The organism is Paenalcaligenes sp. GW821-LYS-B07-1 (genome assembly GCF_058803365.1).
The window spans coordinates 2,606,338-2,629,320 of the sequence record NZ_CM179516.1; the positions used below are offsets into that span (position 1 = coordinate 2,606,338).

Here is a 22,983-nt window from a genome sequence, read left to right on the forward strand (position 1 = left end):
CTATACCCCGTTATTTAATCTATGAGGCCACAAAAGGTTGCTGGCGATGGAAAGCTCGCTGACTGAAGTCGCCCCCATCACGATAGTTTCCCTTTGCATGTACAGATCACCGGCAATTAGAAGGATGGCAGCACGAATTGCAGCATTCACCACAATAGGCGATTGGCCGGCACGCCCAGCAGCTACCGCTGTATCTAAATCCTCTTGCGTTTTAAACACCGAGCGATTCAGATAATCAACAGCACTCTGCTGGGCAGCTGCCACATACTGCTCTAGCAATTCGTCATCCTCATCATCAACCCGTAAATGTTTACGAGCTAACTCAAGAGTGACAAACATAATTACCCCTACTTTTTGGTGGTTTTCTTTTCTTCAACCACCGCCGGTTCAACCACGGCAGGTTCTGCTACCGTAGGTTCGGCAGCAATGGGGTCAACAACCACAGGCTCACCTGCTGGTGGTTCGGCACTCTCAGCCTCGACAGCACCAACACTAGCCGCTGCACCTTGAAGCTCTCGCGGGCAATCTTCGCCCGCCTCAAACCACTTTGGGTAAATACCGCCTGCGGGAACACCATAGAAACGTTTAATGAATTTCATTGCGCCCCCTATTACTCGCCGGTGCCAATTTTCATGGCATTCATGCACTCTGGGTTCTGAACACCACCGCCAACACGCTTGGTTGTATAGAACAACACATAAGGCTTTTTGGTATATGGATCACGCATAACACGGACACCGACACGATCAATAATCAGGTAACCACGACGATAGTCACCAAACATCAGTGGAGTCGAATTAGCCGCAATGTCTGGCATATTTTCATCTTCTGCCAATGCATAACCATGCAGCAGTGATGGCTGGCCAGCCTGCGCCGATGGCTGCCATAAATAATTGCCTTGACCATCTTTCAGCTTACGAAGCTCGCCCAATGTCAGAGTATTGGAAAGAAATTGAGCATTCTTACGATATGCCTTCTTCAGCCTATACACCATGTTGAGTACAGCATCTGATGTAATTGCCGTTGCGGCGCCGCTATTCACAGCCTTAATAGCACCAAACGGATGCTTGTTTGCATTGCTGCCGCCCGCAACATAGGTCAGAATTCCTGCAGGCTTCTTAGGGCTATCACCACTAATAAATGCCTCACCTTCCTGCTCCGTAAACTCTGCCAATACCTCATCAGCCAACCAGGTTTCAATATTGATTTCCGAGTCGTCCAGCATTTGCTGTGTAGCAGCTGGATTGGCATAGATTTCACCATGCCCGAAACCCAGCAAAACCAGATTTGGCGTCGCTGTTTCTGGGCGCTGGTCGGTTTCTCCCACCCAGCCACTACCGGTTCCGCCCGTATTGAACAGCTTCGACCAACCGGCTAAGCCAGTTTTATGCACTTGCGCAAGCCCACGCATAGGCGATTCATCACGCAAACGGCTCGTAATAGTACGGTCCCACTCAACCGGAGTCAGGTAACCACCCTCGGAATCTACGCCTTTATTCAGCGCTGCCTGCACCTCACCTTTACGCATGTGTGCTTGGAAGGCGTCTGAATACTCTGGGTCTTTAGGACCGTTGCCGCCAGCACCGCCCATTTGTGCTGATGCTAAACGCATGTTTAGCTCATCAACCGTTTTCTGCAGGCTGCCGATATCCGCATTGATACGGTCTACCTTTAGTGCTTGCAAAGCATCAGCATTGCCCTGCTTTACATCATCCAACTGCTTGGTGTGCTCAGACTTAAAATCAGCAAATGCTTTATTCAGAGCATCGATTGCTGTTTTTACTTCTAATGGGCTTGGTGCGGCCTCAGCGTGTACTGAAATAATGCCGCGTTGAATTTTTTTCTGTTTCATACGTTACCTTTAACTGTAGAAAGTAGTGTGTGCAGCGACGCTGCTAGATCAGCACCAGCGCGCGGCATGGTGTCTCGTCCGGCAGCGCTCGGCGTGCCAGAAAATAGGTTCTTGAAAATATCGCGACGCATAGAACGCGAATGCCCAGCCTTAGCCATTGACGCTTCAACCAGAGCGAGGTATTTCTGCTGGCCCTGCGCATTTGCGTTACGTGTGATGTCGCTGTCACTCAGCAAGCCCGTAGCAAATCCATCATCAACAGCACGCTCTGAGGAAAGCCATGTTTCCTCATCCATTAGCGTTGCTGCATCCTTAACGCTCATGCCAGAGCGCGCGGCATATAGCCTTGCCATCGCCTCATCAAACGGCGCTAAGGTTTTGGCTACAGCTGCCATATCGTGACGATTACCGACTGCCACGGCCCACGCGTTATGAATCATCAAAAACGCGCCCTCACCCATGAGAATGTCGTCACCAGCCATAGCAATGACCGACGCGGCCGAAGCTGCCAGCCCCATTACGCGGACTGTCACTCGGTATGGGTGCTCTCGTAGGAGGTTGTAGATTGCTACCCCCTCAAAGAAATTCCCCCCTGGCGAGTTAATATTTACCATCACATCTTGGTCGCCGATGCTATGCAATGCTGCGCTGATGCGCTTTGCGGTAACCCCCTCACCATCCCAACGCTCACCAATGGGGTCATAAATGGAAATCGTGGGTTCAGAGCTTGCTGAAGCCATAACCTGTGGCTCCCAGCGCTCCAAAGCATCTGGCCGCATATCAAATTCCGCAGAGCTTAATTTGCTATCAGCCTTTATTTCAGGAAGTTTTAGAAGGCTCATTACCCTTACCCTTGTCTGTTAATCTTGGTGGCAGTTTTGCTGCCTGAGGCTCACCACTGATTGGCAAATCCAGCCAATCACGAACTTCATCTTGCGTGTGCCACGGAGCATGCCCACCCGCACCTAAGCCTTTAGCGAATGCTTCTGACTGGTCTTTTAATGTCCCTCGCAGCAGGGCGCGCTCGTTGAACTTGAAGCGCATGATTTCCATTTCCGCGTCTGTAAGAAAAACGCGTGCAAGCGCTTCCTCCCAAGCTGTGAACCAGTGCTGCAATCCGTACTGAATAAAATAAATATTCAGCTGTTCGATCCCGCTGCCCCAGCCGGTGTCATCCATCATCATCAAAGGTCGCGGTACGCCAAAGGCCCTACCTGCCTCTTCAATCTGATGGTTTCGGTTTTCTATGTTTTGGGAATCTGCCGCTGAGCCTGGGAACTTGACCGCCTTCGCCCCTTCCTCCAAGACCATCCACTTACCAGCGTTTTCTGCGCCTGAGTGGTTCTCTTTCAGTGAGCCTTGGACTCGGTTAAAAGCTTGATCTGATAACGCCTTGGGGACCTCTATCGCTCCACCAGCCATTACCCCGGTCTCAAATAGCCGTTTTGCGGCGCGCTGCGCTTGCAGAGCTAATGAAACAGCCTCTCTAGCTAGCGTGACCCTGCTTAGCCCCTTAACACCGGTAGGGCTTAGATCGCGTAAGTGAAAGACCTCTTTTGCCTGCAGTGTTATTTGCCCACCATCTTTTCTCGTGTACTGGTACTCCATTTCCCAGTTATCAGTCAGACGAGGCTCTACACGCTCATTTTCTAGGGGGATTAATGCTATTGGCCGCCCCCTAGACCAAATCACCCGCGCATATGCATTACCGTGCACCAATGCATTGAGCTGCATCTGCGACTTAAACTCATAGGGCGTTTGCCAACCGTTGGGGCGGAGCCGTAAGCGCTTATACGCTTCATGCTCTTTCACGACTCTCTTGGTTTCGTCCCGCATCTGCAAATTCAGCGGGAGCATTCCGATAGACTCAGAAATCAAGGACACACACCGCAAAACAGCCATGTTCCGCAGCGCCTTCATGCCCTTTACATAACCATCGAGTGCCGGCGAACCGTCTCGAATAAACTCTAAAAGCGCTGGATCATTCAATCCTTCAAAAGTCTGCGACTCAGCACCATCAGAGCTTGTTTGGCTATGGGCATTAACCTCTGGACGTGACTCCGCCTCCGGCTCACTCTTTCGCCGGAAAAAATTCAAAATTCCCATAGATTCCTCAGACGAAGCGAACGCCCCGCGTCTCGTATACTGAATTGCCTTGCGCTTCAGGCTCTAAGTTCATCATCGTCACTGCATCGAACAACGCCATAACTGGGTCAATCTTTGCCTTACCACTTGCGGCCTTAGTAACTAAGATGGCGTTACCTTTGTCCTCAATGCGTGCATTACTTACACACCACGCCATCATTTCCTGACCAGCGTGCACCAGATCACCGCCAGCTAAACGGCGTTCAGTTGTTTTGATAGCACCGTTCAAGGTGAAGCCCTGACGCACTGCTGTTATTTGATCAACAGTGAAACCGCACTCTGGGGCTGTTAGGGCTGCAACAATATCGGCAATACCTGCAGCATCGACGCCGATACCGAACTTCTCAGGCAAAAGGCCTACATCACGAATGCGACAAATAATCCCCGCAACCTCTTCCACATCATCACCAGGGCGAGGCACGATAACCAAGTCCCCAGCCGACTCAAAATCCTGCAACCTTGGAGCAATCTCCAACCGACGCTCAAGCACGATCTTATGCGCCCATGCTCGCCCCCAATGTAGCCACCGCCTAGTACCTATTTCACGGCCTAAGACAGCTAGTCCGAGCAAGTCATCTAAGCCGCCACCATCAATCCCGACAGTAACCACCTCACTACGGCGCAGTAGCTCATCAAGAGATAACGTCTTATCTGCAGAGGACTCCCAAAAGTCGACACCAGCCCAACGGTCAGAACGCAGGCTTAACCCGATTTCAATGTTTAAGTGCTTAGCCAAGAACTTCTGAAATGAGCCGTCCTGTCGTGCTTGGAACTTACGCATTTCATGCTCAATCCAGTCAGCATTGATTGACCTGCCTATGTTTGGATTGGTGATGTAGAAGTTCTCTGGCTTGAGATACGCCTTAGACTTGACCATAGCCTCTGGAAACTCATACAACACACCCAGAGATTTAGGGTCGTGTATTACCCCATCGCGCACGTTTCGGTAGTAGGCCAGTTTTTCTTTAAAGACACCGGCAGGCGGATCATCGCTTTGTGTCGAGAGGAAAATCACCCACCCCTCATTACGGGAAACTTGACCGCCTGTTGCCTCCATAAGCATGGCGTCAGCATTAGCGCGCTTACCAAACACCCATAACTCATCCACCAATATCCGGCCTGACTTCTTGCCTGATACCGTGTCAGTGTCTGCCGCGACCACCTTGAGAAGTGCGCCAGTAACCCGATGCGTAATTGTTCTAATGTGGTCTTGAACGTGAAAGATATCCTGCAGTTCTGGATCTGCTCTCACCATTGCCGCTGCAGGCTTAAAGCTGTTATCTGCCACTTCCTTAGTAGGTGCCAGAATCAGGTGTTCTTCGCCTGTACGCCAGCAGAGGATGACCGCCGTAAGCATGATCCCTGCGGCAATAGTAGATTTAGTGTTCTTCTTACTAATCAGCAGGAAAAACTCTCGAATCAGCTGGTTGCCTGTTTCTGCGTCATATGCCCCAAAAATTGCGGCTACAAAATCAAACACCCACTGCTCTGAACACTCGCCAAAGTTTGGGCTTCGGTGTTCACCTAAGTATTCATCCCAAACCGTTTTGGGTAGATCAGTAACCTGCAGTTGCTTAAAGATGGCTAGCGCTATTTCTGCTTGGTCCAAAAAAATGGGCGCCGGAATAATCGAGCGCCCATCTTTTAATCTTTGCCCCCAGTCTAGGCAGGCCGTACTCCATTGCATCATTTCGGCACCATCCTAAGTGGAGGCGGTTGCGGAGTAAAACGACCTGCAGCCTTTTTAGCGCTATCGTCTTTTGCTTCCTTTTTACCCTGCGGAGCAATCCTGCCATGAGTAAACGGCATTAAGGCTTTTGCAGCCTCAAGCCTTAGCTTAGGATCCTCGTCTATATCATTCATGATTGCCACGAGAACCTTCTTTGGGTCTGATGTCAGCCCTAAAGCAGCCAACGTACCAGACGCAGGAACATTAGCCACCTCGCTACCTGTTTCTGGTTTTTTCTCTGGCTGCTCTTTGTTAACTTGGTTGTTAACCTCGTTAACTTTTTTTTTACGCCCAAGTGCAGCCAGAACATCAGCATCTTTCATTAATCTAGATGCTGCTTGTGAGGCTCCATTTTTGCTGTAGCCCGCCTGTACTGCCGCTTCGGCTCCTGACAGCCCCGACTGGAGCGCTTGTACGAAACGGCGCTTTTTGTCGGTTAATGCCATTAACAACTCCGGTTAACAAATTCCTGAAAAGCAAAATTTTCTACGCGTGCGAGGACGGGTGGTCTAGGAAATGAGGGTATATGAGACTTTTACCCCCCCTCCCCCTTTCGGCTCGCTGTTTCTCGCCGCTGTGGTGAGTAGAGCAAAGCCCCTGCCATCTAGATTTATCCCAGAACACGCGCTCATTGCCTCGATGCGGATCACTATGGTCAACCACCGATGCCAGCGGCACATCAGACCCCTTCTCTGCGCACTCAAGCACTATCGCTTCTATTGGCTGCTCAGCATCAATACCCAGATCACGCAAGCACATCACACAGAACGGGCGAAGCCTCAGATACTCAGCACGCTCTTTCTGCCACCGGTACCCATAACCTCGCGCACTACTACTCTTCCCTGCGCGCCAGCTACCGGATGACACCGTCTTAATAGCGGCAGGAGCTGAAGCCAATAATGTTGGAACACTCGATAGTTTTTTACTCACCACAAAACCCAAAAGAAAAACCCGCCAACCTTGCGATTGACGGGTTTCTTCACCGTTGCACTTTCAATAGACGCGACTTCTCAACCCCTATGTTACCGTTTGCGTTACCGAATGTGCGATGCGATGTTATCGTTCGGTAACATTTGCCCAGCCGGACGCCAAACATACATATCCCCATAGCGCCCCGGCTCTGGTTTAACTATCTCAACTAACCCGTGCTCTGCTAATGCACGCATTGCCCGTTGAATCCCTCTCTCATATTTAGCGCGCTCCCCTTTAGGTAGTACACGCCCTTTAGATACGTGACGGACCAACTCATACATCCGAAACTCGCGACCGGGATAGCAAGACAACAAATCACCGGCATTGGCATAGATACTCACTTAAACGTCCCCCAAACCTTTTTCCTAAAACTCAACAGCGCTAGCTTGTAGTAGTCCACTGTTATCCCTATTTTTCTGCTGGCTACCTCTGCCCTGATGTGGTCGGGCATATTGCCGTACTCTTTGACCCTCGTGTACTCAGCGTGCAATACCCTACGATCTTCATGCGGCAGCTTCTGGTAAATCCCTTCCACCAGCTGCGCACGCTCAAAGTTCACCTGCGCGCTGTCTTGTTCTTCATCATCTATATCTTGGAGAGGGTACATGCACTGGCTCGCCTCCTGACCGATGCGACGCGGCCCCGGCATGCTCCCTACCCAATGCATACGCGCCCAGTTCTGTATCTCTAACTCTACCCATGAAGGTATTTGCATCACACCTCCTGTATTTCAATTCCGTGCACCTGCAACATCAAAGCTCTTTTGAGTGCGTACACATCAGTGCGCATCCCTTTCACATCCTCTACAACCTGCACACCATCACGCATATAAACGAAGTCAGCGTAGTAAGTGACAACTCGCACGGCAGTACCATCAGACTTACGCTGCGTAGGTATCAGCTCGTAGCGTTTCTGTAGTTCAAGATCAGTAATCCGCCCTGCCTGAAGCAATAGCTTTAGTGCTTGGTACCGCCGTGCCTCTTTCTTGCTATCGAACTTATGGCCGTCCACAACGGTTTTAATGTTCTTGTACTTGGATGCCTTCTTGCGCCCCCGCGCTGTTATGACTGCTACCATTACAGCCTCCACAGCATTGGCTTGGTGCTTTTGAAAGCGTTGAATACCTGAGGCACACCACCCTTTAAACCAAAGTGGTGCAGCGTATTGCGGAATCCAAAGTCACACACCAGTTTGAGGTACTTATCAACTATTTCTGTTCTGCTGTGCAAATCCCACCAGCAAGCAATTACTGGCTGACATTGCTCAAGCTGCTCTAATGCCCATGTGCCTACCTCTGGCCAATACGCATCACGCACTACATCTGGATCCAAGAACAACAGATCAACACCGCCCCCGCCCATAGCCTTAGCTTTGATTTCACAGTCACGCACGGATACGCGATCAATGCTCAGCGGCTCACGCAAGAACACAAACCCAACTGATGGCACAGAAGCATCCCACTGATTACGGTACCCAATGGTGCAGCGATGATCTTTTGACCTGATATACACCCCACTCATGCCACCTTCCTCATTGGCGCAGCTAGCTGCAAGTACTCTTCGGCATCCATTTGCTTCCAGCCAATAGCGATATTGTCTGCGCCGTTGGCAAGCACCTGCATTGCTTTGGGCGTATTGCCAATCAGCACAGGCGGCTGTGAACGCATACCGTTCTGACTGTTCTGCGCCTCTGCCAAGCCAACCAAGGATTTCACATACTCACGCGCCCCACCTTGTAAACGATAGCCGCGGTACCGGTTCTGAAACTCTTTGCCTACAAACGGCCACTCGTCCTCAGACTTCATTCCAAATGACACCCAGCCACCCATGTCCATAATCACGGCATGAATTATTGGATCGTCAAACACCACTGTCTGGTAAGTGCCCACGCTACGCAACGCACGGTCTACCTTCGCCCAAGCAACCAGTGCACCATCCTGCGATGTGCCGCCAAGCAGTCGAATAATGTCCGCTGGCTTTGGCAAATACTGGCCGTTATCGGGGTTCATGCAATGGCGTGTGAATGCTTCGCTAACGGCCGCAAAATCAAAACTCTTGCAGGTTTCCCACCAAATACTGATCAGTGCGTCACTTAAATCGCTTTTGTACATCGCGTATACGCCGCTTAACGTTGTTGCGAACTGAGGTTGATCTGATATCTGCATCACATGCCCCTTTGCGCCCAACGCTGGGCAACGTCCATGTTTCGCGCTTCCAGCGCTTCCTGTTTGTTCATGCCACCACTAGGCGCAGCGGATCTGCCGATCACGTGAACTCCCTGCACTGGCACCACCTCCGGCAGCCCATCCTCCCAACGGCGTTGGTTTAGGTACGTCAGTGGTGCAGGCTCGTAGCCGGTCGTCCACTGCTGCGTAGTTTTCACGGCTCGTAGGTGATCCAGAATGTCGTCAGCAACGGATTCAAGCTTTTTGTCTTTCCAGACTTGGGCACACTTTGCTTTTGCAACCCTGCGACCAGTGCTTGGATAGATTTCCCAGAACTCTTGAAACCGGCTTTTAGGCTCAGACACCTGGTCTGGTTCGGCAGAACCGGACGAAGGAGTTATTACTTCTGTTTCTTTATCTGTATCTGTTTCTTTATCTGTACCCGTTACGGTTGCGTTACGTAACGCGTTACCATCACCAGAGGGGACGTTTTCCTGCTTGTGCTCTGGATTTTCAGGTGCTGCAGGTGCAGTTTTTTTCTTCTGGCTTTCACGGTAACGACGCTGACGCTCTGCATTAGTCGGGTCTACATCACTACGCATCTGGCGTTTATCCCACGCCAATGGCTGCCAGTCGTTATCAATTAACCCGGCGGCTACCAAACGCCTCTTCACATCGCGAATGATGGCGTGATCAATCCACAAGCGCTGCGCAACGATTCGATCCAGTAGGTCATCACTACAGTCTTGATCCAGTGCGCCATCAGACTTAAGCGCTAGAACACCCATAAAGTGACGCTGATCCTCAAAGGCCAAAGAAATCATCTTTGGATCATTCAGGAAGTCCGTGTACATACGGAACCATGGCATTTTCTGGATACTCATACCGCCCTCACATACGTTCTAACTGAATGCCCCTTGGTGTAGCGGCAGATCGAAGGCATAGAGCCTGTGATGCGCACTAAACCACGCCTATGAGCCAAACGACCAACCGCCCCCCAAGCGTTTGAGCTTGGCGGCACCAGATCAGGATGATGCTCCGCTACGTATAGACGGAAGTGTGTAATCGTGAATTGCTCGTCTTGCTTGCGCACCCATGCTTCAAACAGAGACATAATCCGTTCGCCCCAATTAGGCGTTACAAACTCAGCGTGGCTTTGTGCCAGCGCTATTCCTTCATCTGCCAATTGCTTGCCAGTGAGTTTTGTTGGTATCATTTGAGTCATTCAATAGACCTCCGCGTAACGTTGAATCACTCCCAGAACTGTTCCACCAGTTGCTGGGTTTTCTTTTTTCATGCCTGCAGCTTCTATCGCTGCCTCTGGCACATCTACACCACGCGCTAGTAGCATCTGTATGCACTCGCGTAGTAAATCCATTTGCTTGCCGTAACGAGCCTCAAACTGGCCTTTGTTTGGGTGAACTGCGATGCGACCAGGTGCGCCAGTGCCGTACTGATGATTTCCTGCAGATAGCGGCAACACTAACCAGTGCGCGTTCGGCTTTGTGCGGCCATCAATGTGATGAATACTCACCATCGGGTCAAAGAAACCGTCTTTAAAGCTGGCAATACAACCCAAGCTGGCCATCTGATCGTGAAAGCGCTTTTGCTCTGCCGTAACTGGACGGCCTTTCATCCCGCGTGACGCCATAGGCTTCTTCTTGTTTGCTGTAGGCTTTTGGGGGCGCTTCATGCCTCCCTTCGGCTCCCACGGCTTCTTAGCGCGTAGTGGCTTCTTGCTGGCACGTAGAGTGCTGTTAAAGGCTTTCATTTACTCACCCGCCCAAAGAACAAAGCCAAACAACGCCAGAAAAAGTGCCAGATCATAGGCGAATTCTTCCGAGATATGAGGGGCCAAAACAATAACCGCCATCAGGAAAACCATTTCCGAGCCTTTCATCACTACACTCCCGCAGCTGCTTTTAAAGACGTTGGCAATGTGAACACCAGCCCTTTACTCGCAATCAAACGCACAAAGTCGACAGGTGGCAGCTTCGCTAAGCTATCAACACCAGTGGCTTCATAAATTGCAGCCTTGATCGCAAAGGTGCGGCTTGCCTTGTCTTGGTCATGATTCACACCAAACGCTTTCGCTACACGCGGATTGTTAAACCAACCCAGTTTGAATAGGTCTGTGTAGTCGGTACCGTAGGCTGGCCGTTCGCCCCCAATGAAGCTTGATTTAGTCATTTGGTACCGCCATATTTCGTGCAGCCATGATCTGCTCAATGGCAGCACGCGCAGCGCGGCTAGTGCCAATAGACTCACTAAGCTCTTTATGGGCTGCATTCAGGGCTTCATCAGATGAGTCCGTGGTAAGCGTCATCACAGCCTGTAAAGCCTCCGCCCCCTCTTTGCTAATTGACATTGCCCGTCCAATTGGGTCCAGTGATTCCCCCACACAAAAAATGAATTTTCTTGGTGAGTACCCCAAAGGACGCAATATTTCGCACACATAGGCATAGCGCAAATCCTCTGGCATAGCCGCCAGCACAGAGTGTTCAAAGTTTGCAGGCATGTAGTTGCTGTCTTTGGACTTGTCATCCAACCAGCGAAAAATACGGTCAGCCGCATTCTTGGCCAGCGTGAAGTGGTCGCCCTGCGTTTCAAAGCGAATACCAGTCACCTCAGACATACCGTTATGTGTATGCGCCTCAACAATGGCAACTGCCACTGCCTCCCTGCTCCCTACTCGCGCACGCCACTGATCCACGTAGTGCATCAGCGTTGCTAATTTCGAGCGGTGCGATTCATTTCGCATGACCATGATTCCTGTGTTGAGTAAAGTGCTTTCATGCACATAAATGAATAGATAGAGAGCTAACCCATGACTCAGACCGAACGACTACTGCAACAAGCCAAATCAATCTGCGCCGGTGTCACTGAAAACTCAGAAATCAGTGACGAACTGCTGTGCTCTGTGTTTGAGCGGTTATGCATGGAAAATGACATGACAGAAATGCCAACCAGCACGTCAACGGACAGCCCAACTACCCTGCACTAATGAGCTGTTTGGTTTTGGTTGAGGTCTGTTTCTTCATTGCCTGTCGATGAAGTTTTCGTAACTTCTCACCGTCTGACCACTTAATGTCCTTGTAACGGCCACTCAAAACATCAGCGACCCAAGATTGGGTACGCCCCCCCAAGGCTGTTGCTATTTGTGCCTGAGTCCAGCCAGCCAACATCAGATCAGCTATAAGTGTTTTCCAGTTCATGGGGGTATTTAATCGCATTTGCGCTTAATAAGCAAGCGCCAATGCGATTGATATATATATCACAATTGCGATATGAATAATTTAGCGAACCGCCTTAAACATGCCCGCGAACAAGCGGGACTTTCTCAAGCCTCTCTAGCCAAACTCATTGGCTCGGGTCAATCGACTATTGGCAGTATTGAAAATGGTCGTAATCAAGGCAGTGGGAAGCTCTTGCAAATCGCAAGAGCTCTGCACGTGCGACCAGAGTGGCTAGAAACAGGGCGGGGAGAAATGAGAGATAACGGCAACACTTCATCTAACGTGATGCCAGCATCGATAGGAGATCGCCGTATTCCGCTTTTAAATTACGTACAAGCAGGTGCATTTGCTGATTGTGGGCAAAACTTCACCATGGAAGATGTTGAGTACCTGCTGACAGACCTAGATCTATCCGAGCGAGCGTTTGCCCTGCAAATCAAGGGAGACTCGATGCTTCCTGATTTTAAAGAAGGGGACCGCATTATCGTTGATTGTGAGGTTACGCCTCGACCAGGCGACTTCGTGGTAGCAAAGAACAGCGAACAAGAAGCCACTTTCAAAAAGTACCGTTTGCTTCGTATTGATGAAGAAGGTAAAGAGATTTTTGAGCTGGTACCACTTAATGAGGATTACCCATCAATTAACAGCCAGCAGCACCAAGTTCAGATCATTGGAACAATGATTGAGCATCGGAAGTACTACAGAAGAAGCTAAAGACAGATCCCCCTAACGAAGCGTCACTCTCTATATAAAAGCCCTTGCCATTAGGGCTTTTTCTCTACGCAGCATAAACAACTATGCGCTCACAGGCTCTACCTCTGCCCCACAGTGTTTACACTTCTTAGCCTCAGCGCGAATAGACTCTGCGCATTGAGGGCATTTTCGCTTACCACGATATGATCCATGCTCAGCCGCCATCTGGTCGCCTGAGTTAACAATCATTGAAGCGATCACAACAATAAAAGGGAACCCCATTAGCCCAATCATCATGGCTGTTTCATTCCCCTTAGACCCATACGACATTCCTGCCGTTGCCGCAATGGCACCAACGATAGCGATCAAGAAAAAAATCCAGCCCGATCTACCTCGTTTTGCTGCAATTACAGCGGCAAGCAAAGCCAATACAAAAGCAATGATGAACATAGTAATTGGTTCCACCCCACCCTCCTTTAGAGATGCATGTAAACGGTAAATCTTAACACCTATCCACAGCATCGACTTCCCCTCTCTTCGCTTCCTGCCCCCTCATAAGAAAGACCTCGCGTGAGGTTTTTCTGTATCTAAGTTGTATATCCAACAGCCAATAATCACTTTTGCGTTTGTTTAATCGCATATGCGCTTGATATTTTTAATCGCATATGCGATTATTGATTTAACAGCAACTCAAAACAGCCACTAGCTGCCTAGAGTTTCAAACGATCTTTAAAAACTCAACGTGTGGACCACACCGCCCCAGCAGCATCGGGGCGGCGAATAACGGCACACAAAGACGCTACGCGCCACGCTGTGAAGCGATTGGTGCGGAAGGGAAACGGCTGCGCCCAGGCACAAAGAAAAGCAAAAAACCGAATAGATGCATTCCTGCGATTGGCGTGAGGCCTACAACATGCGCAGGGTTCGGCGCCCCCCTGATGATTTTGGTAGGGGGCGGTTAGGAAACCGTACCGCAGCATTTACGGAACCACACAGTACCAACGGCTTGGAAACAGGCCGCTTTGGCAAGCATCAATGGTGGTGCTTGTTGAAGCGAGAACACATGAAAGACTCAATTCTCAAGCTCATCAAGAGCGCACTCAAATCCAGACCACTGTTTATCGCCCTGCTGCTGATCTTTATTGCAGTAGTAGGGCCTGCACTGTTTTCAGCAAAGAGCACCGCACTTGTGTTGCTCGGCATTGTTATCGGGCTAGCTCTAGGGTGCTGGGGCTACGCTCTTTTCTCTAAGGGTAGTAAATGAAAATGCTCAAAAAAATCGGGATGGTGTTGGCCGTCTTAACTCTTGCCGCTTGCAGCAAGGTGCCGGCTGGTCATGTAGGTGTGAAGGTTCACCTGCTAGGTGGTGAAAAAGGTGTCGATACCGAAGAATTGGGTGTTGGCCGCTATTGGGTGGGCTGGAATGAAGACCTGTTCTTATTCCCTACCTTTACCCAAAACCATACATGGACGGGTGCTGACCGCCTGTCCTTCCAGACCGTTGAAGGCTTAGCCGTATCTGCTGATATTGGTATCTCGTATCACGTTAATCCTGAAAAGGTAACGGCTGTATTCCAAAAGTACCGTAAAGGCATTGATGAAATCACCGATATCTACCTGCGTAATATGGTGCGCGACGCTCTAGTTAAACGTGCTAGCACTCTTGGTATTGAGTCAGTCTACGGCGCAGGCAAAGCAGCTCTGATCGAGCAAGTTCAAGAAGATGTTGCCCTGCAAACAGGCGATATCGGCATCACCATTGAAAAGATTTATTGGGTTGGTGACTTAGGCCTGCCAGAAACCGTGGTCGGCTCTATTAACGCCAAGATTCAAGCCACACAAATGGCTGAACAGCGCCGTAATGAAGTTGCACAGGCACGAGCAGAAGCTGAAAAGGTAGCAGCTGCCGCACAAGGTGAAGCACAGGCGCGCATCACAGTAGCAGAAGCTGAGGCCGAGTCCATCCGAATTAAAGGCGAAGCCCTGCGACAAAACCCAAATGTCGTATCCCTCTCTGCAATTGAAAAATGGGATGGGAAGCTGCCTGTATACGCAGGTGCTGGAAACCCTGTCCCCTTCCTAGATATTAAATAACGCCCCCTCTAAGCCCTCTCTGTAGGGCTTTTTGGCAGGCGCTCTGCATGGGGGTCGGTTCCCCATTGCTTACGTAGGCTTTGCAGAGCGTCTACCAAAATTTAATAGGAGGTCAGCATGGCCAATATGACTGTTTTGAGTGATGAATGGCGGAAAGACATTTTAAGGAAATTTCAGGAATTTGAAATTGGCATAATTGATGCCGTAAAAATGGCAGAACAAGCCGTACTGCAATCCCCTGAGATACATCAAGATCAACGGGATGCGGCGCGATACCGAGCATGGAGACAAGCAACCGTAAACAAACGGCGTGAGTTTATTGATGCTGCTAGGGTATACAAAAACACGCTAGGAAATGGGGGGTTAACTGAGGATCAATTTGATACTGGAGTTGATTTGTCTATAGCGGCAATGGAGAAAGAACCTCAGTGCGAGTACTGCGGCGGTTCGGGTGATGTTAGCAGCATCACTGGCGAATGGCTGGGTGTTTGCACTTGTGAGTGTGGTGATTCTATACGCGCCAAAATGGAGCAAAAGCCATGACAATCTACGCCAAAAACCTCACGCCAGCACAACGCGCTTGGCTTGAAAACTTCGAGCAGGTTACCGAGTATGAGCCCATGAACCAAGAAGAACTAGATACTGGTGCAATGACGTTCCATGAAGTAATGCAAGCCAATCTAAGCTGGTACGAGTGGCATACCAAAGATGCCTACTTACGAGCAAGCGCGTTTCATGAAGGTCTAACAGATGCAGATAGAGGATTGGATTTGATATGAGCAAGGTAACGATGCCGGAGCCAGTGGCATGGCGAACATACCGTAGTAAACGGTGGTGCTTTGCTTACTCTCCAAATCGGCAATTATGCCAGTGTGCTGGAGATTGGCAGGGGCTATCACCACTGATCAAACCGAAGCCTACGTAAACGAGCGAGTGCGGGAAGCGTTGGAGGAAGCAGCAAAACAGCCAAGGGAGTACGCGATGCTTCTGGATAGAAACGGGTGGGGAAATAGATTCCCTGATGAGCTGACTGCCATTTTCAATGCTGCCGATAACATGGCTGATCGCATACGCGCCCTAATCCCCAAGCAGTAACCACCTAGGAGAAAGCATGAAACTTTTACCATGCGTAAATTGCGGCTGTCCCGATGAGGTTTATATCGACAGCAACAGCCAAGCAGAAGCAAGTTGGATTGAGTGCGCATATTGTGACCATAAGATTCAATTGCGGGTTGATGAGGAAACGCTTGCAGAGCGCTGGAATGCACTAGATAGAAGTAAAACACCAGAGTTCAAATACGATGATTAACCCCCCCGCCCGCGTAAGTGGCGGGGCTATCAAGACCGATCATTTCCCACGGCCATGTCGCGCATTGGCTAGACGTTGGAAACGTGTAATACCGCCATAACTCCTGTGCTGTGATTGCAGCCAATACTGAAAAGACGTTGCGGAGACGAATGGAAGTGATCGGCCTTGATGGCAGCAGTAAGCGCAGGCAAAGCGCGGAAGGAACCTCCGGCGGATAGGAAAAACGGGTCGCAACCGTACCTTGTAACGCCGCCAAGCTGGACGAAGGATGCAACCAGCGCCATCAACCAAAACGCACGTTTGAGTAGGACAATAAAACTCCTACTCTTGATGCGACTCGCTGGCAGACGAGAGATAAAGACTTTGCTCCCGCGCCTCAGAATTTGGCTTGGCAAGCTGCGGGAAAGGCCAGAGGACGGTCAGCCGCCGACTGACGCCGGAGACGTAACCGGCACAAATTAAAACACCTTGCCACATGGTCCCTTCATTTATGAGGGTACCAAATCAATAGTACGTAACTAACGTACACCTCACGGGCACACCGCCCACAACTCAACAGGAAATCATCATGAGCGTGCTTCTTAGCCTGCTCCTATGGACCGTGCCCTTTGTTTTTGTGGGTGGCGGTTCATGGGTTTGGCAAACATATATCCAGCCACCAATCAATCCAAGCGACCGCATACCACCATGGAGTTTTGTTGGCGGCTATGTGTTCTGCATTTCCTTTTTTGTATTCCTGCCCTTCATAGGCCCCTACCCCGGACAATAATTCATGGCTTCAGTTAACAAGGTCATTCTTGTAGGAAATTTGGGACGTGACCCAGAAGTACGCTACGGCGCAGAAGGTAACGCCATCTGCAATATCTCAATCGCTACCACCTCCAACTGGAAAGACCGCAACAGCGGTGAACGCCGTGAGGAAACAGAATGGCACCGTGTGGTTTTCTATAACCGTCTGGCTGAAATCGCTGGCGAGTACCTGAAAAAAGGTCGCTCCGTTTACGTAGAAGGCCGACTACGCACACGCAAATGGCAAGGCCAAGACGGTAAAGACAACTACACCACCGAGGTCATCGCAGACCAAATGCAAATGCTAGGCGGTCGTGATGGTGGCAGTGATGGCGAGTACAGCGCGCCCGCGCAGCAACGAGCACCAACCCAAAACCAAACAAACAACCCGTACCAAGCTGCAAGTCAGGGCGGTGGCGGCATCACCGACATGGACGACGATATCCCGTTCGCTCCGCTGCTCGCTCGCTGTGAATACGTAATTTAAGAAAAAACCACCCTGCCACATACCCCAACAACAGCCGCTTATCCTGCGGCTTTTTTAATCCGAGGAAATCATGAGCAATAAAACCTTTGGCGAGGTTCTTCAAGACCTCCGTTATGGAACCCTCCATGACGAACTGACCGAAAAAATGCAGGAGGTAGTGAACGCTTGCATCAATACCGGAAAAACCGGATCACTGACTCTGCAAATCAAACTCAAGCCGGGGAAAAGCGGTGAACTGGAAATCACAGACGCCATTAAATCCACGGTGCCTGAACTCGAAAAAGGCGGATCCATTATGTGGGCCACACCCGAAGGCAACCTCCAGCGCGAGGATCCACGCCAAATGACTATAGAAGGCTTGAAGTCTATTGGTTCCGAAAAACCCCAAACCCTTAAAACCGTATAAGGACAAAACAAGTCATGGAAAAAATCGTTTCTGATTCACTAGCCGCTGGCGCAGCACTTGGAAAGCCCGTTGCTATACCAGGCGCACCCAGCACATATGCCATCGTGCCTGAGGGTTATCTCCTTTACTCCCTAGAGAAACACTTACTAACCCCTAACCGAGCGACCGGCACAGTTTTTATGGATGACGCTGATAGCTTCATCCAATACTTCAACAAGCATGCTACTGACTCTAGCCAAATCTACGCAAAGCTGAATCCCCCCAGCTTCACTGGTGTACTGAACGATCACACCCTTGAAAGCGCTGGCTGGAAAGATCACTGCGTTAAATACGCCTGCCCATTCTCTGCTGAGTGGCTGGAATGGTCCAAGAGCGATGGCAAGGCTATGAAGCAAGCTGAGTTTGCTGACTTTATTGAACGCAACCTACCTGACATCGTAGAACCTGCTGGCGCTGACATGCTGGAAATCTCGCGCAGCCTACAGGCCAAAAAACAAGTGAACTTCTCGTCTGGTATCCGTCTACAGAATGGGCAGACAGAGCTTACATACGAAGAAGAAATTAAAGGGACTTCCTCCAAGGGTAAGTTGCAAATCCCTGAAACTTTCAAAATAGGTATTGCTGTTCTCGACGGCGGCGAAGGCTACAAAATTGAATGCCGCCTGCGCTACCGCATCAACGATGCCAACTTGGTGATGTGGTACGAAATGGTACGCCCCCACAAAATCATTGAAGATGCTGCGCGTGATGTGTTCACCAAAATCGCGACAGAAACCGAACAGCAGATTCTACGTGGCACCCCTTAATCCTATGGCAAACAAACCCCGCCAGCGCGGGGTTTTATGGAGAAACAAAACGTGTGGTGTAAGAAGTACGCGGGCTGGTCCATCCTCGGCGTTGTTTTAGCTCTAGCAGCTGCCGTAGGTCTAGCCTATTTCAATGAAGTAGTGAAACGTGGTGGCCTATGAGCGAACCAGAAAACAAAACAACATCCGATGGATACAAGCCTAAGCCCCGCATTCAGCATATTGAACCGGGGCAATTTTTTACCCTTACCGCAGCTGACGGCGGACACAAGCTAAAAATGCTCAGCCGCTGCAAAACATACTGCTATCACTCAACTGGAAAAATCGCCCTCGGTACCGAAATCTCATCAGATGGCCTGGTGTTCGCCGAAGGCGGATGGAAGCATCTATGAAACGAACAAAAAAAGCTGTTACCCCTACCCTATCGCCGCTTGCTCAATACAACCTTCAACGAGCGGAAGAAGCGCAGACAGCGCATGGCGGGAAGCCGGTGCAAACAATCACCACCCGCGCTAGATACAACGAGCACCGGGAAAGCAAATACATCTACTGACTTTAGCCCCCACTCAGCAGGAGCTATTTACATGACAGCTATACAAAACATGGCGGCTCAGCTCATGAGCCTGCACGGTAAACCCGACCGCAAGACACGCATCATCCAGTTGGCCAAGTCAGGAATGAGCCAGCGAAACATAGCTTTTGAGGTGGGCATATCGAGAACAACAGTTTTTAACGTGCTAAGAGCACAGAGGGCCAAGGCATGACACAAATACAAGCACTCGCAAGCATGAGCCAGCCAGAAGTCGTGGCTCTATATCAAGATCTCCTGCGACTGCACGACGATGATATGGCTCTGCTGTCTAAGGAGTTAGCAGAACGGCCCCACGCAAAAATTGATCGCCCCATGGCTATTGGCTGCGTTCGCTTTAATGTCGGAGTAAAGGCATCCACTGTCCTCGATGCTGCTGCTCGTCATTATGACTTTGTGACCAGCGAAAAGGTCGGTGGCGTAGCTGCACCTACCGCACAGGCTTTGAGCGACACAGACCGTGCTGAGCTGGCAGGCGCTATGGGCTTGCTTGCAGGGCATGGGTACAAGGGTAGCGCAGCCGCCATTAGGCGCGTACTTGATAACGCCCCCATCGCAGCCCAAGCTGTAGACCTATTGCATGACAGTAAAACCCTAGCGGACTGGTTAGCGGAAGCCCCCTCATCGTGGGATGAAGAATACCGCTCTCTATGGGCAAAGTTGCAAGTGGCGGAAGAAAAGGCGATGCAATATCGCAAAAGGTGGATGTCCGCTATAGCTGAACGAGTTGCTGGCGATCAATTCACTACCTGCTCTTGCCCATCCGGCAATGGATCTCTACGTCCTTGGCCTTGCCCTGTGCATCCACCTGAGTCCGGCAACTTGACGAAATCGTCAAATCAGCAAGTTTGAATAAGGAAGAAAAATGGGAAACACCTACGAACCCACGCTTGAGCATTTCACGAAAGAGGCTGAAGCAGCAAGTATGGAAGTTCTGCTGGATAACGGGCTATACCGACACCTACGAGTCAGATTTAAAAATGGTGGCTTTGGTTGGTTCGACATCATGACTTGGCCGGGCAATCTCACAATCACCGGCGACTGCGAAACATTCACCTTTTCCCGACTAGAGGATATGTTCGCGTTTTTCCGCACAGACTCTCAACGAATCAACCCCGGATACTGGCAGGAGAAAGTCGTGGATGGTCGCGACCGATGCAAAACATTTGACTGGGATCATTTTCGCAGTCAAGCGCTTGCCATCTTTGACTCAGCCAAAGCCAATGCCGATGACCTAGAACTACGTGCTATCGCTCGCCAAGATCTTGAAGATGAGCTAGACGGAACAGACCCCGATGAATGGGGTGCCGTAAAACTGATTAGAGAGTATCAGTATGCGCCAGATGGGTTTGGCTCCCCTGCTTACTTCTTCTTTGATCTTTCCGATGGAGCGCCAGATGGTAAGGGCTGGGACTATCACTACATATGGTGCTGCCGCGCTATTGCATGGGCAATCAATAAGTATGACGAGCATCACGCAGCCGCCCCCACTACAGACACAGACTAACACCCCGCAAATGCGGGGTTTTTACTGGAAATAATATGACGGAAAACGAAAACGATCGCTCTCGTTACGTTGAGCGTATACGTAAATTATTGGCGCTGGCTGGATCCAGCAATGAGCACGAAGCCGCTATTGCACGCAAGCGCGCTGACGCCATGATGGAAAAATATGCCATCACTCACATGGAATTGGGCCAAGCAGAGTTTGGAAGCGGCGATTTTGAAACCGCTACCAAAGACCGTGGCAAGTGGAAAACCGGACTCTACGTAGCTATTGGATTTATCTTTGGCTGCCAGACCGCTTACCACACCAATTGGCAGCAAAAGCTAGTCATCACCTTTTACGGCAAAAAACCCATGGTAGAAATCGCACTCTATATCAGCGATGTCATCACCAGGGCACAAGCCAAAGCGTGGGAGAACCACAAGCAGTTCCTAAAGGAACACTCTATTCCCTTAAACCCAGCTGCACGCAACAGTTTCTATGAGGCTTTTACAGGCGGCGTGATTACTACCGTTAACAGAATCTTTAACGGCATGAGTGACGAAGAGCGAGACACGCATAGGGCCGAGGTGGAGGCTTCAACGCATCTAACTGAAAACATCCCTGTAAAGAAAAGAAGAGATAGCAAGCCCAAAGATCAGGATGCTTTGGCTCTTACTGCGGGCTATCTCGCCGGCAAAGCGCAAACCATCAATATTGGAGTTGGTACCGCCGCCCCCAACGAGCAGGTAACCACAAACGCAACTACACACCCGGCATAGCCGGGTTTTTGTTGGAGCAATTATGTTTTTAACCGACGAAGAGGTTAAAAAGCTGACTGGAATCAGGTCAGCCAAAAACGGGAAAACTCGCGCCGAAAGGCAAATCGAACACTTGCGCAAACACGGCATCCCTTTTTGGAGGGACGCAAGAGGCGAGCCGGTAATTGCAAAAGATGCTTTAATTTCTCGCCAACACGCATCACAGCAGCCGGAGAAATGGACACCCGCCCCCTTGAGGTAAGTTTATGGGAAGAAAATCATACAGGCACAGCAATCTCCCGCCAAGGATGCGCAGGAGGGTTCGAGGTACTAGGGTTTATTATTACTATGACTTAGGTGGTAAACCCAGAAAAGAAATAGCCCTAGGCACTGATTATGTGCTTGCCCTGCAGAAGTGGTCAGAGCTAGAGCATCAACCACAAGCCTTCCGGCCAACATTTAATGATGCTGTTGACAGATACCTTGTTGATGTTCTGCCGTTTAAAAGCGCTCGCACGCAAACCGATAACCTTGCCGAGTTGGTTACCCTACGGGAGTTTTTTGGCGATGCCAGGTTAGAGGAAATTGAGCCGGTCCACATAAAGCAATTTATGGCATGGCGAGTAGACAAGACTCGAAAATGGCTTGCTGAAAAAGGTAAAAAAGTCACCAAGCAAAGCGGCAACGTCCGTGCTAATCGTGAGCGTGCTCTTTTTAGTCATGTGTTTAATTACGCGCGAGGAAAAGGGCTTACCTCTTCTGCAAACCCATGTTTGGGGATTTCAGGATTGGCAGAGTCAGGGCGGGACGTATATGTTGATGACGGGACATATACAAAAGTATGGAATCACGGCAGTGACCCGCTGCGCGACGCTATGGATCTCGCATACCTAACCGCACAACGCCCAGCTGATACGGTTTCAATGTCAGAAAATGACATCATAGACGGGTACCTTCATGTAGAACAGGGCAAAACATCCGCAAAACTGCGGATCGAAATCACAGGGAAACTGCAAGAGGTGATTGAGCGAATTAGAAAACGACGTAAGTCAATGCGCTCTGCCCACCTGAATTTAGTGCTAAACCAATATGGTCGCCCTGTTTCAGGCAGAACCGTATCAGAATGGTTACGGCAGGCAAGAGAGGATGCCGGTGTGGATCATGACTCATTTAAGTTTATGGACTTGCGAGCCAAAGCAGGTACAGACAAAGAGGACTCCCATGGCATGGCAGCGGCAAAAGATCAGCTTGGTCACACCTCTGAAAAAATGACGGCGCATTACGTAAGGCACCGACTTGGCAAGCGAGTTACGCCCACTAAATAGTTCCGCATCACCTCCGCAAAACCGCATAAACACTAGGTAAAAATATGCAGTTTTTCTTTTATTTGCGGAACAAAAAGCGCCCCCTAACTAGCATGAATTCTGACTTTCGTTGGTGGCTTGCAAATCCGTGTAGGTCGGTT

36 protein-coding genes are annotated in these 22,983 nt (G+C 50.1%); 18 read left to right on the forward strand and 18 right to left on the reverse strand.

Annotation, left to right across the window (positions count from 1 at the left end):
- The 17 genes from AC3QL0_RS12500 to AC3QL0_RS12580 all read right to left on the reverse strand — a co-directional run bounded on the left by AC3QL0_RS12500 (window position 1) and on the right by AC3QL0_RS12580 (window position 11,623).
- Window positions 1–339, reverse strand: a complete 339-nt coding sequence (locus tag AC3QL0_RS12500) for a head-tail connector protein (RefSeq protein ID WP_493008772.1) — start codon at window positions 337–339, stop codon at window positions 1–3.
- Between the two features lie 8 nt (window positions 340–347).
- Window positions 348–599 (reverse strand): hypothetical protein, encoded by a 252-nt coding sequence (locus tag AC3QL0_RS12505; protein ID WP_493008773.1) that lies wholly within the window; start codon window positions 597–599, stop codon window positions 348–350.
- Between the two features lie 11 nt (window positions 600–610).
- Complete coding sequence (locus AC3QL0_RS12510) at window positions 611–1,852, reverse strand: phage major capsid protein (RefSeq protein ID WP_493008774.1); 1,242 nt, start codon at window positions 1,850–1,852, stop codon at window positions 611–613.
- Window positions 1,849–2,694, reverse strand: coding sequence for a head maturation protease, ClpP-related (locus tag AC3QL0_RS12515; protein ID WP_493008775.1), 846 nt, complete (start codon window positions 2,692–2,694; stop codon window positions 1,849–1,851). Before AC3QL0_RS12515 ends, AC3QL0_RS12510 begins: the two co-directional genes overlap by 4 nt.
- Window positions 2,672–3,958, reverse strand: coding sequence for a phage portal protein (locus tag AC3QL0_RS12520; protein ID WP_493008776.1), 1,287 nt, complete (start codon window positions 3,956–3,958; stop codon window positions 2,672–2,674). Before AC3QL0_RS12520 ends, AC3QL0_RS12515 begins: the two co-directional genes overlap by 23 nt.
- Before the next feature lie 7 nt (window positions 3,959–3,965).
- Window positions 3,966–5,684, reverse strand: coding sequence for a terminase large subunit (locus tag AC3QL0_RS12525; protein WP_493010990.1), 1,719 nt, complete (start codon window positions 5,682–5,684; stop codon window positions 3,966–3,968).
- Window positions 5,684–6,172: a terminase small subunit gene (locus AC3QL0_RS12530; protein WP_493008778.1), complete on the reverse strand. Its 489-nt coding sequence runs from the start codon at window positions 6,170–6,172 to the stop codon at window positions 5,684–5,686. Before AC3QL0_RS12530 ends, AC3QL0_RS12525 begins: the two co-directional genes overlap by 1 nt.
- An 863-nt stretch (window positions 6,173–7,035) precedes the next feature.
- Window positions 7,036–7,413 carry a hypothetical protein gene (locus AC3QL0_RS12535; RefSeq protein WP_493008779.1) on the reverse strand — a complete coding sequence of 126 codons (378 nt, stop codon included), beginning with the start codon at window positions 7,411–7,413 and terminating at the stop codon, window positions 7,036–7,038.
- Complete coding sequence (locus AC3QL0_RS12540) at window positions 7,413–7,775, reverse strand: DUF1064 domain-containing protein (RefSeq protein ID WP_493008780.1); 363 nt, start codon at window positions 7,773–7,775, stop codon at window positions 7,413–7,415. The genes AC3QL0_RS12535 and AC3QL0_RS12540 overlap by 1 nt, the downstream gene beginning before the upstream one ends.
- Window positions 7,775–8,218 carry a hypothetical protein gene (locus AC3QL0_RS12545; protein WP_493008781.1) on the reverse strand — a complete coding sequence of 148 codons (444 nt, stop codon included), beginning with the start codon at window positions 8,216–8,218 and terminating at the stop codon, window positions 7,775–7,777. Before AC3QL0_RS12545 ends, AC3QL0_RS12540 begins: the two co-directional genes overlap by 1 nt.
- Entirely contained in the window at window positions 8,215–8,862 is a 648-nt protein-coding gene (locus tag AC3QL0_RS12550; protein ID WP_493008782.1) for a DUF6475 domain-containing protein, read from the reverse strand. The genes AC3QL0_RS12545 and AC3QL0_RS12550 overlap by 4 nt, the downstream gene beginning before the upstream one ends.
- Window positions 8,862–9,746 (reverse strand): LvrA C-terminal domain-related protein, encoded by an 885-nt coding sequence (locus AC3QL0_RS12555; protein WP_493008783.1) that lies wholly within the window; start codon window positions 9,744–9,746, stop codon window positions 8,862–8,864. Before AC3QL0_RS12555 ends, AC3QL0_RS12550 begins: the two co-directional genes overlap by 1 nt.
- Window positions 9,743–10,087, reverse strand: coding sequence for a hypothetical protein (locus tag AC3QL0_RS12560; RefSeq protein ID WP_493008784.1), 345 nt, complete (start codon window positions 10,085–10,087; stop codon window positions 9,743–9,745). The genes AC3QL0_RS12555 and AC3QL0_RS12560 overlap by 4 nt, the downstream gene beginning before the upstream one ends.
- Window positions 10,088–10,555, reverse strand: a complete 468-nt coding sequence (locus AC3QL0_RS12565) for a Ref family recombination enhancement nuclease (RefSeq protein WP_493008785.1) — start codon at window positions 10,553–10,555, stop codon at window positions 10,088–10,090.
- Between the two features lie 78 nt (window positions 10,556–10,633).
- Window positions 10,634–10,762, reverse strand: a complete 129-nt coding sequence (locus AC3QL0_RS12570) for a hypothetical protein (protein ID WP_493008786.1) — start codon at window positions 10,760–10,762, stop codon at window positions 10,634–10,636.
- Between the two features lie 2 nt (window positions 10,763–10,764).
- Window positions 10,765–11,052, reverse strand: coding sequence for a hypothetical protein (locus tag AC3QL0_RS12575; protein ID WP_493008787.1), 288 nt, complete (start codon window positions 11,050–11,052; stop codon window positions 10,765–10,767).
- Window positions 11,045–11,623 carry a toxin YdaT family protein gene (locus AC3QL0_RS12580; protein WP_493008788.1) on the reverse strand — a complete coding sequence of 193 codons (579 nt, stop codon included), beginning with the start codon at window positions 11,621–11,623 and terminating at the stop codon, window positions 11,045–11,047. Before AC3QL0_RS12580 ends, AC3QL0_RS12575 begins: the two co-directional genes overlap by 8 nt.
- A 66-nt stretch (window positions 11,624–11,689) precedes the next feature.
- Here AC3QL0_RS12580 and AC3QL0_RS12585 point away from each other — a divergent pair, with 66 nt between their 5' ends.
- Window positions 11,690–11,866 carry a hypothetical protein gene (locus AC3QL0_RS12585; RefSeq protein ID WP_493008789.1) on the forward strand — a complete coding sequence of 59 codons (177 nt, stop codon included), beginning with the start codon at window positions 11,690–11,692 and terminating at the stop codon, window positions 11,864–11,866.
- Between the two features lie 283 nt (window positions 11,867–12,149).
- Complete coding sequence (locus AC3QL0_RS12590; RefSeq protein ID WP_493008790.1) at window positions 12,150–12,812, forward strand: LexA family protein; 663 nt, start codon at window positions 12,150–12,152, stop codon at window positions 12,810–12,812.
- Window positions 12,813–12,893: 81 nt separating this feature from the next.
- Here the strand turns inward: AC3QL0_RS12590 and AC3QL0_RS12595 are convergent, their stop codons facing one another.
- Window positions 12,894–13,256 (reverse strand): zinc ribbon domain-containing protein, encoded by a 363-nt coding sequence (locus AC3QL0_RS12595; RefSeq protein WP_493008791.1) that lies wholly within the window; start codon window positions 13,254–13,256, stop codon window positions 12,894–12,896.
- Window positions 13,257–13,704: 448 nt separating this feature from the next.
- Here AC3QL0_RS12595 and AC3QL0_RS12600 point away from each other — a divergent pair, with 448 nt between their 5' ends.
- The 16 genes from AC3QL0_RS12600 to AC3QL0_RS12675 all read left to right on the forward strand — a co-directional run bounded on the left by AC3QL0_RS12600 (window position 13,705) and on the right by AC3QL0_RS12675 (window position 22,843).
- Entirely contained in the window at window positions 13,705–14,055 is a 351-nt protein-coding gene (locus AC3QL0_RS12600; RefSeq protein ID WP_493008792.1) for a hypothetical protein, read from the forward strand.
- Window positions 14,052–14,885, forward strand: a complete 834-nt coding sequence (locus AC3QL0_RS12605) for an SPFH domain-containing protein (protein ID WP_493008793.1) — start codon at window positions 14,052–14,054, stop codon at window positions 14,883–14,885. Before AC3QL0_RS12600 ends, AC3QL0_RS12605 begins: the two co-directional genes overlap by 4 nt.
- Before the next feature lie 117 nt (window positions 14,886–15,002).
- Window positions 15,003–15,428 (forward strand): hypothetical protein, encoded by a 426-nt coding sequence (locus tag AC3QL0_RS12610; RefSeq protein ID WP_493008794.1) that lies wholly within the window; start codon window positions 15,003–15,005, stop codon window positions 15,426–15,428.
- Entirely contained in the window at window positions 15,425–15,664 is a 240-nt protein-coding gene (locus tag AC3QL0_RS12615; protein WP_493008795.1) for a hypothetical protein, read from the forward strand. Before AC3QL0_RS12610 ends, AC3QL0_RS12615 begins: the two co-directional genes overlap by 4 nt.
- A 332-nt stretch (window positions 15,665–15,996) precedes the next feature.
- Window positions 15,997–16,194, forward strand: coding sequence for a hypothetical protein (locus tag AC3QL0_RS12620; protein WP_493008796.1), 198 nt, complete (start codon window positions 15,997–15,999; stop codon window positions 16,192–16,194).
- Between the two features lie 568 nt (window positions 16,195–16,762).
- Entirely contained in the window at window positions 16,763–16,963 is a 201-nt protein-coding gene (locus AC3QL0_RS12625; protein WP_493008797.1) for a hypothetical protein, read from the forward strand.
- Window positions 16,964–16,966: 3 nt separating this feature from the next.
- Window positions 16,967–17,470 (forward strand): single-stranded DNA-binding protein, encoded by a 504-nt coding sequence (ssb, locus tag AC3QL0_RS12630; protein ID WP_493008798.1) that lies wholly within the window; start codon window positions 16,967–16,969, stop codon window positions 17,468–17,470.
- Between the two features lie 70 nt (window positions 17,471–17,540).
- Window positions 17,541–17,876: a YfdP family phage-associated protein gene (locus AC3QL0_RS12635; RefSeq protein ID WP_493008799.1), complete on the forward strand. Its 336-nt coding sequence runs from the start codon at window positions 17,541–17,543 to the stop codon at window positions 17,874–17,876.
- Window positions 17,877–17,890: 14 nt separating this feature from the next.
- Window positions 17,891–18,682 carry a DUF2303 family protein gene (locus AC3QL0_RS12640; protein WP_493008800.1) on the forward strand — a complete coding sequence of 264 codons (792 nt, stop codon included), beginning with the start codon at window positions 17,891–17,893 and terminating at the stop codon, window positions 18,680–18,682.
- 158 nt (window positions 18,683–18,840) lie between these two features.
- A complete protein-coding gene (locus AC3QL0_RS12645) occupies window positions 18,841–19,074 on the forward strand; it encodes a hypothetical protein (protein ID WP_493008801.1) in 234 nt (77 codons plus the stop codon).
- A gap of 225 nt (window positions 19,075–19,299) precedes the next feature.
- A complete protein-coding gene (locus AC3QL0_RS12650) occupies window positions 19,300–19,446 on the forward strand; it encodes a helix-turn-helix domain-containing protein (RefSeq protein ID WP_493010991.1) in 147 nt (48 codons plus the stop codon).
- Entirely contained in the window at window positions 19,443–20,123 is a 681-nt protein-coding gene (locus tag AC3QL0_RS12655; RefSeq protein ID WP_493008802.1) for a hypothetical protein, read from the forward strand. The genes AC3QL0_RS12650 and AC3QL0_RS12655 overlap by 4 nt, the downstream gene beginning before the upstream one ends.
- A 13-nt stretch (window positions 20,124–20,136) precedes the next feature.
- Window positions 20,137–20,778 carry a hypothetical protein gene (locus tag AC3QL0_RS12660; RefSeq protein ID WP_493008803.1) on the forward strand — a complete coding sequence of 214 codons (642 nt, stop codon included), beginning with the start codon at window positions 20,137–20,139 and terminating at the stop codon, window positions 20,776–20,778.
- 35 nt (window positions 20,779–20,813) lie between these two features.
- Window positions 20,814–21,539, forward strand: coding sequence for a DUF2786 domain-containing protein (locus AC3QL0_RS12665; RefSeq protein WP_493008804.1), 726 nt, complete (start codon window positions 20,814–20,816; stop codon window positions 21,537–21,539).
- A 22-nt stretch (window positions 21,540–21,561) separates the two neighbouring features.
- Window positions 21,562–21,780: a DUF4224 domain-containing protein gene (locus AC3QL0_RS12670; protein WP_493008805.1), complete on the forward strand. Its 219-nt coding sequence runs from the start codon at window positions 21,562–21,564 to the stop codon at window positions 21,778–21,780.
- Window positions 21,781–21,784: 4 nt separating this feature from the next.
- Entirely contained in the window at window positions 21,785–22,843 is a 1,059-nt protein-coding gene (locus tag AC3QL0_RS12675; protein WP_493008806.1) for a tyrosine-type recombinase/integrase, read from the forward strand.
- The last annotated feature ends 140 nt before the right edge of the window (window positions 22,844–22,983 follow it).

Excerpts from the sequence above, each read along its gene's own strand:
- AC3QL0_RS12500 (WP_493008772.1), bottom strand. The coding sequence starts at position 339 with ATGTTTGTCACTCTTGAGTTAGCTCGTAAACATTTACGGGTTGATGAT.
- AC3QL0_RS12505 (WP_493008773.1), bottom strand. The coding sequence starts at position 599 with ATGAAATTCATTAAACGTTTCTATGGTGTTCCCGCAGGCGGTATTTAC.
- AC3QL0_RS12510 (WP_493008774.1), bottom strand. The coding sequence starts at position 1,852 with ATGAAACAGAAAAAAATTCAACGCGGCATTATTTCAGTACACGCTGAG.
- AC3QL0_RS12515 (WP_493008775.1), bottom strand. The coding sequence starts at position 2,694 with ATGAGCCTTCTAAAACTTCCTGAAATAAAGGCTGATAGCAAATTAAGC.
- AC3QL0_RS12520 (WP_493008776.1), bottom strand. The coding sequence starts at position 3,958 with ATGGGAATTTTGAATTTTTTCCGGCGAAAGAGTGAGCCGGAGGCGGAG.
- AC3QL0_RS12525 (WP_493010990.1), bottom strand. The coding sequence starts at position 5,684 with ATGCAATGGAGTACGGCCTGCCTAGACTGGGGGCAAAGATTAAAAGAT.
- AC3QL0_RS12530 (WP_493008778.1), bottom strand. The coding sequence starts at position 6,172 with ATGGCATTAACCGACAAAAAGCGCCGTTTCGTACAAGCGCTCCAGTCG.
- AC3QL0_RS12535 (WP_493008779.1), bottom strand. The coding sequence starts at position 7,413 with ATGCAAATACCTTCATGGGTAGAGTTAGAGATACAGAACTGGGCGCGT.
- AC3QL0_RS12540 (WP_493008780.1), bottom strand. The coding sequence starts at position 7,775 with ATGGTAGCAGTCATAACAGCGCGGGGGCGCAAGAAGGCATCCAAGTAC.
- AC3QL0_RS12545 (WP_493008781.1), bottom strand. The coding sequence starts at position 8,218 with ATGAGTGGGGTGTATATCAGGTCAAAAGATCATCGCTGCACCATTGGG.
- AC3QL0_RS12550 (WP_493008782.1), bottom strand. The coding sequence starts at position 8,862 with ATGCAGATATCAGATCAACCTCAGTTCGCAACAACGTTAAGCGGCGTA.
- AC3QL0_RS12555 (WP_493008783.1), bottom strand. The coding sequence starts at position 9,746 with ATGAGTATCCAGAAAATGCCATGGTTCCGTATGTACACGGACTTCCTG.
- AC3QL0_RS12560 (WP_493008784.1), bottom strand. The coding sequence starts at position 10,087 with ATGACTCAAATGATACCAACAAAACTCACTGGCAAGCAATTGGCAGAT.
- AC3QL0_RS12565 (WP_493008785.1), bottom strand. The coding sequence starts at position 10,555 with ATGAAGCGCCCCCAAAAGCCTACAGCAAACAAGAAGAAGCCTATGGCG.
- AC3QL0_RS12570 (WP_493008786.1), bottom strand. The coding sequence starts at position 10,762 with ATGAAAGGCTCGGAAATGGTTTTCCTGATGGCGGTTATTGTTTTGGCC.
- AC3QL0_RS12575 (WP_493008787.1), bottom strand. The coding sequence starts at position 11,052 with ATGACTAAATCAAGCTTCATTGGGGGCGAACGGCCAGCCTACGGTACC.
- AC3QL0_RS12580 (WP_493008788.1), bottom strand. The coding sequence starts at position 11,623 with ATGCGAAATGAATCGCACCGCTCGAAATTAGCAACGCTGATGCACTAC.
- AC3QL0_RS12585 (WP_493008789.1), top strand. The coding sequence starts at position 11,690 with ATGACTCAGACCGAACGACTACTGCAACAAGCCAAATCAATCTGCGCC.
- AC3QL0_RS12590 (WP_493008790.1), top strand. The coding sequence starts at position 12,150 with ATGAATAATTTAGCGAACCGCCTTAAACATGCCCGCGAACAAGCGGGA.
- AC3QL0_RS12600 (WP_493008792.1), top strand. The coding sequence starts at position 13,705 with ATGCGCAGGGTTCGGCGCCCCCCTGATGATTTTGGTAGGGGGCGGTTA.
- AC3QL0_RS12605 (WP_493008793.1), top strand. The coding sequence starts at position 14,052 with ATGAAAATGCTCAAAAAAATCGGGATGGTGTTGGCCGTCTTAACTCTT.
- AC3QL0_RS12610 (WP_493008794.1), top strand. The coding sequence starts at position 15,003 with ATGGCCAATATGACTGTTTTGAGTGATGAATGGCGGAAAGACATTTTA.
- AC3QL0_RS12615 (WP_493008795.1), top strand. The coding sequence starts at position 15,425 with ATGACAATCTACGCCAAAAACCTCACGCCAGCACAACGCGCTTGGCTT.
- AC3QL0_RS12620 (WP_493008796.1), top strand. The coding sequence starts at position 15,997 with ATGAAACTTTTACCATGCGTAAATTGCGGCTGTCCCGATGAGGTTTAT.
- AC3QL0_RS12625 (WP_493008797.1), top strand. The coding sequence starts at position 16,763 with ATGAGCGTGCTTCTTAGCCTGCTCCTATGGACCGTGCCCTTTGTTTTT.
- ssb (WP_493008798.1), top strand. The coding sequence starts at position 16,967 with ATGGCTTCAGTTAACAAGGTCATTCTTGTAGGAAATTTGGGACGTGAC.
- AC3QL0_RS12635 (WP_493008799.1), top strand. The coding sequence starts at position 17,541 with ATGAGCAATAAAACCTTTGGCGAGGTTCTTCAAGACCTCCGTTATGGA.
- AC3QL0_RS12640 (WP_493008800.1), top strand. The coding sequence starts at position 17,891 with ATGGAAAAAATCGTTTCTGATTCACTAGCCGCTGGCGCAGCACTTGGA.
- AC3QL0_RS12645 (WP_493008801.1), top strand. The coding sequence starts at position 18,841 with ATGAGCGAACCAGAAAACAAAACAACATCCGATGGATACAAGCCTAAG.
- AC3QL0_RS12650 (WP_493010991.1), top strand. The coding sequence starts at position 19,300 with ATGAGCCTGCACGGTAAACCCGACCGCAAGACACGCATCATCCAGTTG.
- AC3QL0_RS12655 (WP_493008802.1), top strand. The coding sequence starts at position 19,443 with ATGACACAAATACAAGCACTCGCAAGCATGAGCCAGCCAGAAGTCGTG.
- AC3QL0_RS12660 (WP_493008803.1), top strand. The coding sequence starts at position 20,137 with ATGGGAAACACCTACGAACCCACGCTTGAGCATTTCACGAAAGAGGCT.
- AC3QL0_RS12665 (WP_493008804.1), top strand. The coding sequence starts at position 20,814 with ATGACGGAAAACGAAAACGATCGCTCTCGTTACGTTGAGCGTATACGT.
- AC3QL0_RS12670 (WP_493008805.1), top strand. The coding sequence starts at position 21,562 with ATGTTTTTAACCGACGAAGAGGTTAAAAAGCTGACTGGAATCAGGTCA.
- AC3QL0_RS12675 (WP_493008806.1), top strand. The coding sequence starts at position 21,785 with ATGGGAAGAAAATCATACAGGCACAGCAATCTCCCGCCAAGGATGCGC.